Here is a 13,171-nt window from a genome sequence, read left to right as displayed (position 1 = left end):
AAATACATGAAAATAACCATTAAAGAAATTGCTGCTATCTCTGGTGTTTCTACTACAACTGTTTCTCAAATATTAAATAATAAAGGACAGCGATTTAGTGAGGAAACGCGTAAAAGAGTTTTGAAAGCGGTTTGCGAATACGATTACAATCCAGATTATTTTGCTAAGAATATGGTTCATAGAGAATCTAAAACAGTTGGGATGATTGTTCCAGATGTGACAGATTTATTTTTCTCAAAGGTGATTGAAGGTGTTGAAGCATATTTTAATAAAAAAGATTATATGATTTTATTATGTAATTCCAGACATTCAGCAGATAAAGAAAAAGATTATATAAAACAATTACAAAATAGATCAGTTGCTGGTATCTTATTAGCAAGTCCAAATTCGTTAAAGTTAGAGAGTGATTTAAAGGGAAGTCCATATATTTTAATTGATCGAGGACTTAATACAAGAGCTGAAGGAAATTTATTAGTAAAAGAGTATAGTGGTGTTTACCAAGCCATTCAACATTTGATTGATAATGGTCACACTCAAATAGGTATGTTAACTAATGAGTCGGGATATTATGAAATGACTGAACGTTTTGAAGCCTATTACCAATGTATGAAAGATAATGGGATAAAGTATGATCCAACTTTTTTAGCAGATGGACCAGTTACAATTGAAGGTGGCTATCTCGCGGCAAAAGAGCTACTTGAAAAAAGAATAATAACAGCATTATGTTGTGGGAATGACCAAATGGCTATCGGAACATACCGTGCAGCTTACGAACTAGGATTATCGATACCAAATGATTTATCTGTTGTGGGTTTTGATGACTTAGAGATTTCGTCTTTTCTAAATCCACCATTAACAACAGTTAATCAACCAGCTTTTGATATAGGGTATACAGCAGCGCAGTATTTATTGCAAGAAATAGAACAACCAAATAAAGTCGTTCCTAACAAAACGTTCGAAACTACGTTTATTGAACGAGGGAGTACAATAAATATTGACAAATAAGTGAAATGTGATAAAATCTAATTGTAAGCGCTATTAGTTAAATACTATAGATAGTAAAACGATTTACTAAATATTTTAAGTGAAGTAAATCGTTTTACTTATTGGAAATTGAGGGATTTAAAGATGAGAATGGTAGATTTAATTAAGAAAAAAAGAGACGGTTTACCTTTATCAAAAGATGAAATTGAATTCATTATCAATGGATATACTACTGGTGATGTAACGGATTATCAAATGAGTGCATTATTAATGGCAATATATTTTAATGATATGATAGATGAAGAAATTACATGGATGACAACAGCAATGAGTCAATCTGGTGATATGATTGATTTATCAGCAATAAATGGTATTAAAGTAGATAAACACTCGACAGGTGGTGTAGGAGATACAACCACTTTAGTATTAGCTCCTCTTGTTGCATCAGTAGGAGCAAAAGTGGCTAAGATGAGTGGCCGTGGATTAGGACACACAGGTGGAACAATTGATAAACTAGAGGCTATCCCTGGATTTAAAGTAGAATTAGAAAATGACGAATTTATTAAATTTGTCAATGAAAGTAATGTAGCAGTCACTGGTCAATCAGGTGATTTAGCACCAGCAGATAAAAAAATTTATGCATTACGTGATGTAACGGCAACAGTAGACTCTATCCCATTGATTGCTAGTTCTATTATGAGTAAAAAAATTGCATCTGGAGCGGATGCAATCGTTTTAGATGTAACAACTGGTGATGGTGCATTTATGAAGAGTTTAGAAGATGCGGAAAGGTTAGCTCATACAATGGTAAGGATTGGTCATTTAGCAAATCGACAAACAATGGCTATTATTTCGGATATGTCACAACCATTAGGAAACGCAATTGGGAACGCTAACGAAATCAAAGAAGCAATTGATGCTTTGAAAGGTAATGGACCAGAAGATTTGATGCAAATGGTCTATACACTTGGAAGCCAAATGGTAGTGTTAGCTGAAAAGGCTGATACCCTTGAAGAAGCAAGACAGTTGTTAGAGGATAGTGTAGCTAGTGGAAAAGCAGCCGATAAATTTAAGGAAATGATTCGCAATCAAGGTGGAGATGATTCGGTTGTCGATTTTCCTGAAAAATTACCTCAAGCGAATTATAACATCGAAGTTCCAGCTAAAAAATCTGGTATTATTTCTAAGATAGTAGCTGATCAAATAGGTGTTGCAGCGATGCTTTTAGGGGCTGGTAGAAGAACAAAAGAAGAAAGCATAGATTATGCAGTTGGGTTGATTTTAAATAAAAAAGTAGGCGAAACAGTATTTGAAGGAGAATCTTTAGTGACGATTCAATCAAATCGAGAAAATGTAGAAGATGTCTTAAAAGTTATTTATGATAACATTGAGATTGGGGAAGTAGGAGAAGAACCTGTCTTAATTCATAAAATTATAACCGAATAATAAAAATATTTATAAAAAAAATGTTCATATTATTCTAATGAATATTGAAAAATTCTCTTAAAAATAGTATCTTTAATTTTAGAGGTAATATAAATGATTAAAGTCTTTTTTACCTAATTTATTATAAAATAACGATTGTCTGATTTATAACTCGTCTATTAACTAATGTTAGTAAAGTAAGAGTTTTCACCATTAAAGTCAGGTTAAGTGAAAAAACTTCAGATAATTGGTATAGTTGTAATAATTGAGCAGGTAAAAGATATTTTCTTATCAAAAAAGAGGGGGCGAGTAATATCAAGTAATTTCTGATGAGGTCTCTAGAAGCAATGTTCATAGGTAATAAAGATAGGAGATATATTATGACAGTAGATAAAAGTTGGATTGACCATGCAAAACATGCGTATCAACAAGCGTATGTTCCTTATTCTGAATTTCCTGTAGGAGCAGCTCTTGTGACTAAATCAGGAAAAGTGTATGAAGGTTGTAATATTGAAAATGCATCATTTGGGTTAACCAATTGTGCAGAAAGAACAGCCATTTTTAAAGCTATCTCAGAAGGTGAAAAAGAATTTGAGCATTTAGTGGTTATTGGTAATACTAAAGAACCAATTTCTCCTTGTGGGGCATGTAGACAAGTTTTAGTCGAATTTTGTAAGCCAGATATGCCAATTACATTATGTAATTTAAATGGTGATACAAAAGAAACAACAATGCAAGAGCTACTTCCTTATTCGTTTGTCGAAGTAGAAAAATAACTATCAACTAAAAATTATAAGCGGAGGTTTTTCAAAAATGAAAAAATCAACAAAAATTGGTGCAGGACTATTAGTTATGGGATTAGCAGTGACATTAACAGCTTGTGGGGGTAATAAAGCTGGTAATGTTGGTGGAAAATCAACTTCAGGTGAAAAACCAGATCAAACAGTTCATACGGCTGCAATTGTTACTGACGTTGGTGGTGTCGATGATAAATCGTTTAACCAAGGTGCATGGGAAGGTTTGAAAGAATGGGGAGAAGCTAACAAGCTTGAAAAAGGAGCTAATGGATATGATTATTTCCAATCAACAGATGCTTCTCAATATACAACAAATATTGATCAAGCTGTCGCAAGTAAATTTGAAACAATTTTTGGGATTGGTTACTTATTAACAGATGCCATCTCAGCAGCAGCAGATCAAAATAAAGATACACAATTTGGTATTGTAGACTCCGTTATTGAAGGAAAAGACAACGTGGTATCTTTAACATTTAAAGATAACGAAGCAGCTTATTTAGCAGGTATTGCAGCAGCTTATTCTACAAAATCTGATAAAGTTGGATTTATCGGAGGAGAAGAAGGAGCAGTTATTGACCGTTTTGAAGCAGGATTTGTCAAAGGGGTTGAAGATGGAGCAAAAGAATTAGATAAAAAAATTAAAGTTGATGTACAATATGCAGCATCATTTGGAGATCCAGCTAAAGGGAAAGCACTAGCTGCAAATATGTATCAAAATGGTATTGATATTATCTATCATGCTTCAGGTGGAACTGGTGCTGGTGTATTCCAAGAAGCAAAAGATTTAAATGAAAAACAACCTGCAGACAAACGCGTTTGGGTTATTGGTGTCGATAGAGATCAAGAAGAAGATGGTAACTACAAAGATAAAGATGGTAAAGAAGAAAACTTCACATTAACATCAAGTATTAAGGGTGTAGGAACTGCTGTTAAAGACGTAACTGAAAAAGCTCAAAAAGGTGAATTCCCTGGTGGAGACATATTAGTATATGGTCTTAAAGAAGGCGGAGTTGATTTATCTAAAGGGCATTTAGACGAAAAAGCACTTGAAGCAGTAGAAAAAGCTCGTAAAGAAGTTATTGATGGGAAAGTAGAAGTACCAGAAGCACCAAGTAAAAAATAATTGTAATGAAGGTTGTTGATAGAAAACTTTATGGGAAACGTTCAAAATAAACTGAATAACTTTTCCATAAAGTTTTTCTTTTAGGCTTTAAAGGAATGGGAAAAGTAAGTTTTCTCTTTCCTTCAAAGTCTAAACTTTGAAGTGTGATAATGATAAAGAGGTGTGAAATCATGAGTGAGGAAAACTATGTCATAGAAATGCGGAATATCACAAAACAATTTGGTGATTTCAAAGCAAATGACAACATCAATCTCCAAATTAGAAAAGGTGAAATCCATGCGTTGCTAGGTGAGAATGGGGCAGGTAAATCAACATTGATGAATGTCTTGTCAGGATTATTACAGCCGACAAGCGGACAAATCTATATGGATGGTCAGCCAGTAACAATTGCTAACCCAACTGATGCCAAACGATTAGGAATCGGAATGGTCCATCAACATTTTATGTTGGTTGATGCGTTTACAGTAACCGAAAATATTATTTTAGGTGATGAACCAACAAAGTCAGGTGTGTTAGATAAGAAAAAATCAGTGGAAGATTTAAAACGAATTTCAGAGCAATATGGAATGGAAGTTAACCCAGATGCTTTAATTAGTGATATTTCTGTTGGGATGCAACAACGTGTTGAAATTTTAAAAACATTGTATCGTGGCGCGAATATTTTAATTTTTGATGAGCCGACAGCGGTATTAACACCTCAAGAAATTGATGAGTTGATTATAACCATGAAGGAATTAGTAAAAGAAGGTAAATCAATCATTATTATTACGCACAAGTTAGATGAAATTAAAAAAGTGGCGGATAGATGTACGGTTATTCGTCGTGGTAAGAGTATCGAAACAGTTAACGTAAAAGACGTTAGTTCACAACAATTAGCAGATTTAATGGTGGGACGTTCTGTATCGTTTAAAACAGAAAAAGAAGTAGCTGATCCGAAAGAAGTGGTTTTATCTGTACAAGACTTGCATGTAAAAGACAATCGTGGACTTGAAGCCATTAAAGGACTTGATTTAGATGTTAGGGCTGGAGAAGTTGTTGGGATTGCAGGAATTGATGGCAATGGTCAAACAGAGTTAATTCAAGCTATTACAGGTCTTAAAAAAATAGAATCAGGTAAAGTGAAGTTACGTGACAAAGATATCACGAATTTGAAACCTCGCCAGATTACAGAATCAAGCGTGGGACATGTCCCTGAAGATAGACATAAATATGGCTTAGTTTTAGATATGACGTTATCTGAAAATATTGCCTTACAAACTTATTATCACGAACCATTTAGTAAGAATGGTGTATTGAATTATGGTTACATGGATTCTTATGCGAGAAAATTAATTGAAGAATATGATGTTCGAACAACGAGTGAGCATGCGCAAGCTAAATCACTATCAGGTGGTAACCAACAAAAAGCCATCATTGCTCGTGAGATGGATAGAGACCCTGAGTTATTAATCGTATCTCAACCAACTCGTGGATTAGATGTTGGGGCGATTGAATATATTCATAAACGTCTGATTAACCATCGTGACAAAGGAAATGCTGTTTTAGTCGTTAGTTTTGAATTAGAAGAAATTTTAAATGTATCAGATCGTATTGCGGTTATCCACGCTGGTCAAATCGTTGGGATTGTAGATCCAAAAGAAACAACGGAAAATGAATTAGGATTATTAATGGCTGGATATACGTTGGAAGAGGCACGACGAGAATTAGGGACAGAGGCAGGTGTAACTAATGAGTAATTTTAAGTTTAGTAAAATGAATGGAATCTTGGTTCCTATTTTATCGGTTATTATGGGATTTGTATTAGGTGCAATTATTATGTTGATTTTTGGTTACAACCCAGTACAAGGGTATCAAGCCATGTTAACAACTGCTTTTCAATCACCAAAAAGTATTGGTGAAATTTTTGTAACAGCTGGTCCATTAATTTTTACGGCATTAGGTTTTTCTGTGGCAAGTGCGGCAGGGTTCTTTAATATCGGGCTTTCAGGTCAAGCCTTAGCTGGATGGGTGGCAAGTATTTGGGTCGGTCTATCAATGGGAGATTCTCCAAGATTAATTGCCCTAACTGCAGCTATTTTAGCGGGTGTGATTGCAGGAGCTCTTACGGCAGCTATACCAGGTCTATTAAGAGCCTATTTTGGAACAAGTGAAGTCATTGTAACCATCATGATGAACTATATTTTACTTTATACCAGTACACATATAGTGAATAATGTGATTCCTCAAAAATTTATTTCAACAAAAGGAACAACTAAGTTAGTTGGAGCAAACGTATCATTAAGAACAGAGTTTTTAACATCGATTAGTAATGGTTCTCGTTTAAATTTAGGTATTATCTTTGCACTGATTTTCTTAATTTTAATTTGGTTTTTAATGAAGAAAACAACATTAGGATATGAAATCACAGCAGTTGGTTTAAACCCATTTGCCTCAGAATATGCAGGGATGAGTAGTAAACGTATCATTGTTCTATCTATGGTTATCTCAGGTGCTTTAGCTGGTATGGGTGGCGTTGTATATGGATTAGGAACATTTGGTAATTTCTTTGTTCAAGGTAATTCATTAAGCATTGGTTTTGATGGTATGGCAGTTTCCTTATTAGGTGGGGGATCATCCATTGGTATCTTGTTATCTGCTTTATTATTCAGTATTTTGAAACTTGGTGGACAAGGTATGCCGATCTTAGCAGGCGTTCCGACTGAATTGGTTGACGTAGTTATTGCTTCAATTATCTTCTTTGTCGGCATTAGCTATTTAATCAAATTGATTTTAACAAAACTTGAAACAAAAAAAGACACAAAAGCTAGCAAAGTTGAAGGAGGTAAAGCGTGATGGCAGCAGATACTATGTCAACAGTTGCGTCAATTATTACGCAAACACTTGTTTATTCAACACCTCTTGTTTTTACAGCATTAGGCGGAACCTTTTCAGAACGTGGCGGAATTGTCAACGTTGGGTTAGAAGGTATCATGGTGATGGGGGCTTTTAGTTCGGTAGTTTTTAATATTACATATGCTGGAGTATTTGGTGTATGGACCCCGTGGATTGCTTTATTAGTTGGTGGAATTGTCGGAATGATTTTCTCTTTACTTCATGCAGTGGCGACTATTAATTTACGAGCAGATCATATTATCAGTGGTACTGTGATTAACTTGATGGCACCTGCTTTAAGTATTTTCTTAGTTAAAGTATTATATGGTAAAGGTCAAACTGACCAAGTACCTCAAACGTTTGGTTATTGGGAAATTCCTGGATTAAGCAAAATCCCAGTCATTGGACCATTATTGTTTGAAAAAACGTCAGCTCCTGCGTTTGTGGCTATTTTGGTGTCAATTATCGCGTGGTTTGTTATTTATAAAACACGTTTTGGTTTGAGATTGCGTTCTGTTGGGGAAAACCCTCAAGCAGCGGATACATTAGGGATTAATGTCTATGGTATGAAATATGCTGGAGTATTAATTTCTGGCTTTTTAGGTGGAATTGGTGGGGCGGTATTTGCTCAAACAATCGCTGGACGTTTTGCTGTGACAACTATCTCTGGTCAAGGATTCATCTCAATGGCTGCGATGATCTTTGGTAAATGGAACCCACTTGGTGCGATGGGAGCAGCCTTATTCTTTGGTTTTGCTCAAAACTTGAGTATTGTAGGGGATAGTATTCCATTTATTTCAAGTATTCCAAAAGTTTACTTACAAAGTGCTCCATATGCGTTAACAATCATTGTGTTAGTCTTGTTCTTAGGCAAAGCAACAGGTCCTAAAGCAGGCGGTAAAACATATATTAAATCTAAATAGTAATTAAAACCTTCCTCTAGCTCCTCTAAACAGAGGAAGGTTTTAAAATATAAAAATGACTTGGAAGAAGGAATTGTAATGTTTAAAAGAATTCATTTAGTAGTATTAGATTCTGTAGGAATTGGTGAAGCACCAGATGCTGAAAAATTTGGCGATGTAGGTAGTCATACATTAGGTCATATCGCTGATCATGGCTTACATGTGCCAAATATGGAAGAATTGGGATTAGGAACAATTGAACCACTAAAAGGTGTAAAGGCAATTGAAGATCACAAAGGCTATGCGACTAAACTAGAAGAAGTATCTGTTGGTAAAGACACAATGACTGGACATTGGGAAATTGCTGGATTAAACATTCAAACACCTTTTAGAGTCTTTCCAGAAGGATTTCCTCAAGACTTATTAGATAAAATCACTGAATTTTCGGGTCGTGGTATTATTATGGGAGCCAATAAACCATATAGTGGCACACAAGTAATTGAAGATTTTGGTGAAGAACAAATGAAAACAGGTGATTTGATTATCTATACATCAGCGGATCCAGTGTTACAAATTGCTGCTCATGAAGACGTGATTCCATTAGAAGAATTATACAAAATCTGTGAGTATACTCGTGAGATTACCAAAGATGATCCTTACATGATTGGTCGTATTATTGCAAGACCTTACTTAGGTGAACCTGGTAACTTTAAACGTACCGCTAACCGTCACGACTATGCACTTGATCCATTTGGTCGAACAGTTTTAAATGAATTAAAAGATGCTGGAAAAGATGTTATCGCAGTTGGTAAAATCAACGATATTTTTAACGGTCAAGGAGTGACAGAAGCAATCCGTACCGCTTCAAATATGGATGGCGTAGATAAATTATTAGACGTGATGAAACAAGATTTTGAAGGAGTAAGTTTTACTAACTTGGTTGACTTTGATGCGTTATTTGGACACAGAAGAGATACACCAGGTTATGCAAAAGCGCTAGAAGAATTTGATGCTCGCTTACCTGAAATTTATGCTAATATGCAAGAAGATGATTTATTATTAATTACAGCAGACCACGGAAATGATCCAACATTCCCAGGGACAGATCATACTCGTGAGTATGTACCATTACTTGCTTATAGTAAAAAAATGCAAGGACATGGTCAATTGCCACAAGGTTATTACTCAGATATTTCTGCGACAATTGCAGATAATTTTGATGTTAAACCAACAGAAAACGGAAAAAGCTTTTTAGAATTATTGAAATAAGGGAGACTATAACATGTCATTAAGCGAAAAATTAGCAGCAACATCACAATATATTAAAGAGGCAGGGGTAGGAACCGTTGATTTTGGTCTTATCTTAGGATCAGGTTTAGGAGAACTAGCTGACGAGATTACAGATCGTGTGGTTATTCCTTATGCAGACATCCCACATTTTCCTGTATCAACAGTTGTAGGTCATGCTGGACAACTAGTTTACGGAACATTATCTGGTAAAAAAGTATTAGCAATGCAAGGACGCTTCCATTATTATGAAGGTCATTCAATGCAAACAGTTACGTTTCCAGTACGCGTGATGAAAGCGTTAGGAGCTGACTCGTTAATCGTCACAAATGCGGCTGGTGGGGTGAATACAAGTTTTTCACCTGGCGATTTGATGTTAATTACTGATCAAATTAACTTTACAGGAGACAACCCTTTAATGGGGTTAAACGAAGAAGATTTAGGTCCACGTTTCCCTGATATGTCAGAAGCTTACAACAAAGCATATGGTGAAGTAACGAAAAAAGTAGCACAAGAATTGTCTATTCACTTACAAAAAGGTGTGTATATGGGATTCTCTGGTCCAACTTATGAAACACCAGCAGAAGTACGCATGGCACGTGTGATGGGTGCGGATGCTGTTGGTATGTCAACTGTTCCTGAAGTGATTGTAGCTAATCACATGTCAATGAAAGTACTAGGTATCACATGTGTGACAAACTTAGCTGCCGGTATGCAAGCCAATTTAAACCATGAAGAGGTGGTTGAAACAACAGAACGAGTAAAAGCAGATTTCAAAGAACTAGTGAAGCGTACATTAGAAAAATTATAAATAAAGGAGACTGAAGAATGAGCGTACATATTGGAGCAAAAAAGGGAGAAATCGCAGATAAGATTTTACTTCCGGGAGATCCATTAAGAGCGAAATATATTGCCGAAACATTTTTAGAAGATCCTAAGTGTTATAATGAAGTTCGTGGGATGTTAGGATATACCGGAACGTATAAAGGTCATAAAGTATCCGTTCAAGGAACTGGTATGGGAATGCCTTCAGCAGCCATTTATGCGAATGAATTAATTCGCGAGTATGATGTGAAAAAATTATTGCGTGTAGGAACATGTGGTGCGATTCGTAAAGATGTGCATGTGAGAGATTTAGTGTTAGCTCAAGCAGCAGCAACCAATTCTGCGATTATTCGTAAAGATTTTCCAAATTTTGATTTCCCACAAATTGCTGATTTTGATTTATTAACAACAGCTTATGATATTGCAAAAGAAAAAGGCTTTAACATTCATGTAGGTAATGTGTTATCAAATGATACGTTTTACTCAGATGATAATTCAGACGTCTTTAAACTTGGAGAGTACGGTGTGTTAGGTGTTGAGATGGAAGCGGCGGTGCTTTACTATCTAGCAGCTAAATACAACGTTCAAGCACTTGCTTTGATGACAGTAAGCGATCATATGATTACTGGTGAAGAAACCACATCAGAAGAACGTCAAACGACATTTAATGACATGATGATTGTTGGTCTAGAAACATTAATTAAAGAAAATTAAATAAAAAAACGAGTAAGAGGTAATGTCTTACTCGTTTTTTATTGGATATAGTAAATAATTAAACTAGCTAAAGCAAAAAGGTTGAGGATAAACTCTTTCTTTTTAGCTTTTTTTGTTTTCATAAAAAGAAAGAATGAAATTATTGTGGCAACAATAAAAGATATTAATTTCCATGTATCAAGTTGTTGAGACATATAATGTTGCACTACTAAATAATAGGTTCCTATTAGAGACAGTAAACCAAGGAGAAGAAATATAGGTTGTCTTGATAGATATGAATACATTCCTTGAGTAAAAATCGTTAAAAATAACACAATTAAAAATGAAAAGACAAATGGCTTTATTAATTCAAAATCATAATCAAAAGGGTAGCTAATGGTCAGCAGTTGATTAAATACAATTCCTTTAAAGAAAGCATTGGTAAACGAATAAAAAAGTGAGTCAACATAGTAAAATTGTTTTGAAAAAATCATCATTTGAAAGAGTTCATAGGCTAATAAAATTATTCCAAATTGAATCGCTGTTTGCTTAATAATGAGATAGATTAAAATAGTACTGATTATTAGTTTTACACCGTAAATAACGAGGGGAATTGATTTTCCTTTTTTATAAGTATTTTTTCCTACTAATTGGAAAAAATCGCTTAATAATAAGTAGAAAATCATATAATTTAAAATTAAGGCACCATGGCTACTATTTTTCAAAAATAAAATGCCAGGTATAAGGGAAATGGTTGTTTGTAAAATGGCAATAAGAAAGGTTAGTGGAATATTTTTCCACAAAGTAGGTTTTGGTTGCAAAATATATCTCCTTGTATGTTATTGATAATAATACTTTATGGCAATAATATAAAAAGGTCAAGATTATCGGTTGAATTATGTAGGTAAAAAGTGAAAAATCTGATATACTAACTTATGTTGCAAGATTCCCGATAGGATTTACATCTCGTGTAAAGATGCCTTGTAACCGACTATATTTAGGGGGAATGAATGATGAAAGAAAGAAAATTATTTACGTCAGAGTCTGTATCGGAAGGACATCCTGACAAGGTAGCAGACCAAATAAGTGATGCGATATTAGATGCGATACTAGAAAAGGACCCAATGGCTCGAGTAGCTTGCGAAACAAGTGTTACAACAGGATTGGTCTTAGTATTTGGAGAAATTACCACAAGTGCTTATGTTGATATTCAAAAAGTAGTGAGGGATACAATAAAAAGCATAGGGTATACACGTGCAAAATATGGTTTTGACGGAGACACATGTGCCGTCATGGTTGCCATTGATGAGCAATCACCAGATATTGCACAAGGAGTTGATGCGTCACTTGAAACACGTGAAACCTCAACTAGTGAAGAAGATTTAGGTGCTGGAGACCAAGGTTTAATGTTTGGATTTGCTATTGATGAAACACCAGAATTAATGCCTTTACCAATTGCTCTAAGTCATAGAATCACACAAAAATTATCAGAATTAAGAAAAAATGATACACTATCTTATTTACGTCCAGATGCTAAATCTCAGGTGACGGTTGAATATGATGAAGAAGGCAATCCATTACGTGTTGATGCGATTGTTGTGAGTACACAACATGATGAAGACACAACATTAGAACAAATTCAAAAAGATGTTACTGAGTTAGTCATAAATGAGGTAATTCCGAGTGAATTACTTGATGACAAGACTAAATATTACATCAATCCAACAGGTCGTTTTGTTATTGGTGGCCCTCAGGGAGATTCTGGTTTAACTGGTCGAAAAATTATCGTGGATACTTATGGAGGATACGCTCGCCATGGTGGTGGAGCATTTTCTGGAAAAGATGCGACAAAAGTTGACCGTTCAGCTAGTTATGCTGCGCGTTATATTGCGAAAAACATTGTTGCTGCAAAACTGGCGACAAAATGTGAAGTCCAATTAGCCTATGCCATTGGGGTGGCACAACCTGTCTCGATTTCAATTGAAACATTTGGGACAAGTCCATATAAAGAATCAGAATTGATTGCTGCTGTCAGGTCATTGTTTAATCTATCACCAACTGGTATCATAAACATGTTGGATTTAAGACGTCCGATTTATAAAAAGACAGCTGCATATGGTCATTTTGGTCGTGATGACGAAGACTTTACGTGGGAAAAAACGGATAAAGTGGATGAATTAAAACAATTTTTAACTAAATAAACACAATAATATCAATAATCCTTATTAGGCAACCATTTATGCTGATAAGGATTATTATTTTGG

At 35.0% G+C, this 13,171-nt stretch carries 12 protein-coding genes and 1 riboswitch; of the genes, 11 read left to right on the top strand and 1 reads right to left on the bottom strand.

Annotated elements, in window-relative coordinates; genetic code table 11:
- The first annotated feature begins 6 nt into the window (after positions 1-6).
- The 10 genes from G314FT_RS02340 (at position 7) to deoD (ending at position 10,928) form a co-directional block, all read left to right on the top strand.
- Positions 7-1,005, top strand: coding sequence for a LacI family DNA-binding transcriptional regulator (locus tag G314FT_RS02340; protein WP_257701918.1), 999 nt, complete (start codon positions 7-9; stop codon positions 1,003-1,005).
- Positions 1,006-1,128: 123 nt separating this feature from the next.
- Complete coding sequence (locus G314FT_RS02335; protein ID WP_257701917.1) at positions 1,129-2,430, top strand: pyrimidine-nucleoside phosphorylase; 1,302 nt, start codon at positions 1,129-1,131, stop codon at positions 2,428-2,430.
- 356 nt (positions 2,431-2,786) lie between these two features.
- The gene (locus G314FT_RS02330) at positions 2,787-3,185 is read left to right on the top strand and encodes a cytidine deaminase (RefSeq protein WP_423837526.1); all 399 of its coding nucleotides are present in this window, start codon (positions 2,787-2,789) and stop codon (positions 3,183-3,185) included.
- Between the two features lie 37 nt (positions 3,186-3,222).
- The gene (locus G314FT_RS02325) at positions 3,223-4,329 is read left to right on the top strand and encodes a BMP family lipoprotein (RefSeq protein WP_257701915.1); all 1,107 of its coding nucleotides are present in this window, start codon (positions 3,223-3,225) and stop codon (positions 4,327-4,329) included.
- 170 nt (positions 4,330-4,499) lie between these two features.
- On the top strand, positions 4,500-6,065 hold the full coding sequence (locus tag G314FT_RS02320) for an ABC transporter ATP-binding protein (protein ID WP_257701914.1): 1,566 nt from the start codon (positions 4,500-4,502) through the stop codon (positions 6,063-6,065).
- The gene (locus G314FT_RS02315) at positions 6,058-7,161 is read left to right on the top strand and encodes an ABC transporter permease (protein ID WP_257701913.1); all 1,104 of its coding nucleotides are present in this window, start codon (positions 6,058-6,060) and stop codon (positions 7,159-7,161) included. The genes G314FT_RS02320 and G314FT_RS02315 overlap by 8 nt, the downstream gene beginning before the upstream one ends.
- Positions 7,161-8,123 carry an ABC transporter permease gene (locus tag G314FT_RS02310; RefSeq protein WP_257701912.1) on the top strand — a complete coding sequence of 321 codons (963 nt, stop codon included), beginning with the start codon at positions 7,161-7,163 and terminating at the stop codon, positions 8,121-8,123. Before G314FT_RS02315 ends, G314FT_RS02310 begins: the two co-directional genes overlap by 1 nt.
- 78 nt (positions 8,124-8,201) lie before the next feature.
- Entirely contained in the window at positions 8,202-9,371 is a 1,170-nt protein-coding gene (gene deoB / locus G314FT_RS02305) for a phosphopentomutase (RefSeq protein WP_257701911.1), read from the top strand.
- 13 nt (positions 9,372-9,384) lie between these two features.
- Complete coding sequence (locus tag G314FT_RS02300; RefSeq protein ID WP_257701910.1) at positions 9,385-10,200, top strand: purine-nucleoside phosphorylase; 816 nt, start codon at positions 9,385-9,387, stop codon at positions 10,198-10,200.
- 17 nt (positions 10,201-10,217) lie between these two features.
- A complete protein-coding gene (gene deoD / locus G314FT_RS02295) occupies positions 10,218-10,928 on the top strand; it encodes a purine-nucleoside phosphorylase (protein WP_257701909.1) in 711 nt (236 codons plus the stop codon).
- 38 nt (positions 10,929-10,966) lie between these two features.
- Here the strand turns inward: deoD and G314FT_RS02290 are convergent, their stop codons facing one another.
- Positions 10,967-11,728, bottom strand: a complete 762-nt coding sequence (locus tag G314FT_RS02290) for a hypothetical protein (RefSeq protein WP_257701908.1) — start codon at positions 11,726-11,728, stop codon at positions 10,967-10,969.
- A gap of 112 nt (positions 11,729-11,840) precedes the next feature.
- A riboswitch (SMK box riboswitch) is annotated at positions 11,841-11,923 on the top strand.
- Between G314FT_RS02290 and metK the strand changes: the two genes are divergently transcribed.
- On the top strand, positions 11,921-13,108 hold the full coding sequence (gene metK / locus G314FT_RS02285; RefSeq protein ID WP_257701907.1) for a methionine adenosyltransferase: 1,188 nt from the start codon (positions 11,921-11,923) through the stop codon (positions 13,106-13,108). It overlaps the preceding riboswitch by 3 nt.
- Positions 13,109-13,171 lie beyond the last annotated feature (63 nt).

The sequence above is a fragment of the Vagococcus luciliae genome, from assembly GCF_024637875.1.
GTDB classification, from domain to species: domain Bacteria; phylum Bacillota; class Bacilli; order Lactobacillales; family Vagococcaceae; genus Vagococcus; species Vagococcus luciliae.
This window is presented reverse-complemented; position numbering and strand designations above follow the sequence as displayed.

Bases quoted from the DNA above. Each gene is read 5' to 3' on its own strand.
- G314FT_RS02310 (WP_257701912.1), top strand. From the start codon at position 7,161: ATGGCAGCAGATACTATGTCAACAGTTGCGTCAATTATTACGCAAACA.
- G314FT_RS02335 (WP_257701917.1), top strand. From the start codon at position 1,129: ATGAGAATGGTAGATTTAATTAAGAAAAAAAGAGACGGTTTACCTTTA.
- G314FT_RS02340 (WP_257701918.1), top strand. From the start codon at position 7: ATGAAAATAACCATTAAAGAAATTGCTGCTATCTCTGGTGTTTCTACT.
- deoD (WP_257701909.1), top strand. From the start codon at position 10,218: ATGAGCGTACATATTGGAGCAAAAAAGGGAGAAATCGCAGATAAGATT.
- metK (WP_257701907.1), top strand. From the start codon at position 11,921: ATGAAAGAAAGAAAATTATTTACGTCAGAGTCTGTATCGGAAGGACAT.
- deoB (WP_257701911.1), top strand. From the start codon at position 8,202: ATGTTTAAAAGAATTCATTTAGTAGTATTAGATTCTGTAGGAATTGGT.
- G314FT_RS02325 (WP_257701915.1), top strand. From the start codon at position 3,223: ATGAAAAAATCAACAAAAATTGGTGCAGGACTATTAGTTATGGGATTA.
- G314FT_RS02300 (WP_257701910.1), top strand. From the start codon at position 9,385: ATGTCATTAAGCGAAAAATTAGCAGCAACATCACAATATATTAAAGAG.
- G314FT_RS02315 (WP_257701913.1), top strand. From the start codon at position 6,058: ATGAGTAATTTTAAGTTTAGTAAAATGAATGGAATCTTGGTTCCTATT.
- G314FT_RS02320 (WP_257701914.1), top strand. From the start codon at position 4,500: ATGAGTGAGGAAAACTATGTCATAGAAATGCGGAATATCACAAAACAA.